Origin of the sequence: uncultured Rothia sp., from assembly GCF_937976295.1 — a bacterium.
Lineage (GTDB): Bacteria > Actinomycetota > Actinomycetes > Actinomycetales > Micrococcaceae > Rothia.
Map to the genome: position 1 here is coordinate 1 of NZ_CALJRY010000027.1, position 2199 is coordinate 2199.

The 2199-nt window shown below is 57.7% G+C and carries 2 protein-coding genes; both read left to right on the forward strand.

What is annotated here, in order from left to right:
- A partial coding sequence (locus tag Q0216_RS00730; protein ID WP_298592112.1) for a class I SAM-dependent methyltransferase occupies positions 1–756 on the forward strand: 756 nt, incomplete at its 5' end.
- A 133-nt stretch (positions 757–889) separates the two neighbouring features.
- Entirely contained in the window at positions 890–2083 is a 1194-nt protein-coding gene (locus Q0216_RS00735; protein ID WP_298592115.1) for a glycosyltransferase, read from the forward strand.
- Positions 2084–2199: the final 116 nt, after the last annotated feature.

Consider the following 2199-nt stretch of genomic DNA (forward strand, 5'->3'; position numbering starts at 1 on the left):
GCAGGTCACTGGCTTCTGGCTCAGCTGGGCAAGAAGGTTCTGCGCCCCGGCGGCCGCGAGACCACCAATTGGCTGTTGGCTCGCGCTCTGGGTGGCGACATTGATGTCGTTGAGTTTGCACCGGGCCTGGGTATTACCGCCCTGGAGATTGTGAAGCGTTCCCCCAAGAGCTACACCGGTGTGGATCTTGATCCCAAGGCTGCTGAAATCGTAACTGAGCGTATTGGCGCATCGACTAAGCCGAACTACCGTGTGGTAAACGCTAGCGCCCAGGAGACCGGTCTTCCCTCGGAAAGCTACGATGCCGTGGTGGGCGAGGCGATGCTGACCATGCAGACCGATAAGCACAAGCTGGAGATTATGCGTGAGGCGGCTCGTCTGCTGCGTCCGGGTGGCTACTACGCTATTCACGAGATGTCGCTGGTTCCTGATTATCTGCGCCCGGAGTTGAAGGAAGAGATTCAGAAGGATTTGGCGCGCACTATCCGCGTGAATGCCCGCCCGCTGACTGTTGCCGAGTGGACTGCTCTGGCGGAGGAGGCTGGCTTTGAGGTGCTGGATGTGTACCAGACCGATATGGCTCTGCTGGAGCCGAAGCGTCTGCTGGCTGATGAGGGTCCTGCTGGCGTTGCGAAGATTGCGTTCAATCTGGCGCGTAAGCCGCAGATTCGTGAGCGTGTGCTGGGTATGCGCGGTGTGTTCCGCCGCCACGCCGACCATATTGGCGCTATCGGCCTGATTCTGCGTAAGAAGTAAGAGAAGCTTATACAGCGAAACGGAGCCCTAGTATTCCTCGTTATGCGGGGGAATGCTGGGGCTCCGTTTTACACTGGTGAGGTTATGAGCCGCAGATTCGGCTCAGCCACGTGTGCGCCTGCTGGAGATTGTGATGAGCCGTATTCTTTTCTCTCCCGAAAGCTTCAATATGGGTGAAACCACGCGCTGCATTGAGATAGCGCGTGTGGCTCGGGAACGAGGTCATACGGTCTTGTTCCACGTGTATTCCCCTAAGCACATAGGGCTGCTGGAAAGCGCCGGGCTTCCTGTGCATCTTCGCGAGCCAATCATGAGCGATGCTGAGGCGGAGCAGATTATGGCGCTGGATCAGGGCAGGGGAGTGCGGCATCCTTTCACGACCGATATGGTGCGTCGGCGGGTCACCGCTGAGCTCGCAGCTATTCGTGACTTTAACGCGGATGCTGTGGTGATTGGTTCTAATCTGACGATGCTGCTGTCTGCGCGTATTGCGGGTGTCCCTATTTTCTATGCACGCCCGTACGCTTATTCATCGACGTATTTTTCGAAGAAACCTGTAGGCGGTGAGCTTGCGGCACCGGGGTGGTTGCGTGCGGTAGCGCGGGTGTTTTCGTATAAGCCGGCTTCTTTTGTGCGTGTGGCACGCGAATATGGGCTGAGGCTTCCTTGCCGTACTGTGGATATGCTCAGCGCCGACGTGAATCTTATCTGTTCTCTGTTTACGCAGCTGCGCGGCGATTCTCTGGTGAAACCCGATGTTGGTGTGGGGCCTATTTATTACCGTGCGCCCGGTGAGCTGCCGCAGATTGTTTGGGAGCCTAGAGATCGGCCCCTGATTTATGTGGGAATGGGCTCGTCCGGCTCTGCAGATATTTTGGTGCAGGTGCTGCGGCAGCTGTCAGTGGCTCCTGTGGATGTGCTGGTCGGCGGCGGGGTGCAGCTCTCGGATACCCACCTGCTGGGCAACAACATCCATTTCGCCGGGACTGTTCCGGCGCATCTGCTCGCCGGCCATATTGATGCCTCGATAACTCACGGCGGTGAGGGGACGGTACAGACGGCGTGCCTGGCGGGTGTACCGTTTGCCGGTATTGCGATGCAGGCGGAGCAGAGCTGGAATATTGAGGAGTGCGTGCGCTACGGTAACGCCCTGCGTTTCACGAAGAATGATGTGCGCCGCGGCAATATGCGCGATATTCTGGACCGTCTGCTCAGCGATGAGGGCATGCGCGCTAAGGCACGGCAGCTGGGTGAGGCAATGCGCCCTATGGATGGCGCGGCGCTCGCCGTTGAGAAGATTGAGGATTATCTGCGCGCTCCCCGTTAGGTGTGTATGGGTTTCGCGTGTGCCTTCGTGAGAAACTAGCATAGGAGTTCTGCAGAAATTGTTTCTGGAACGTCGTAGATATCGGATTGAAACGCGAGGATAAGCATGTCTGAAAC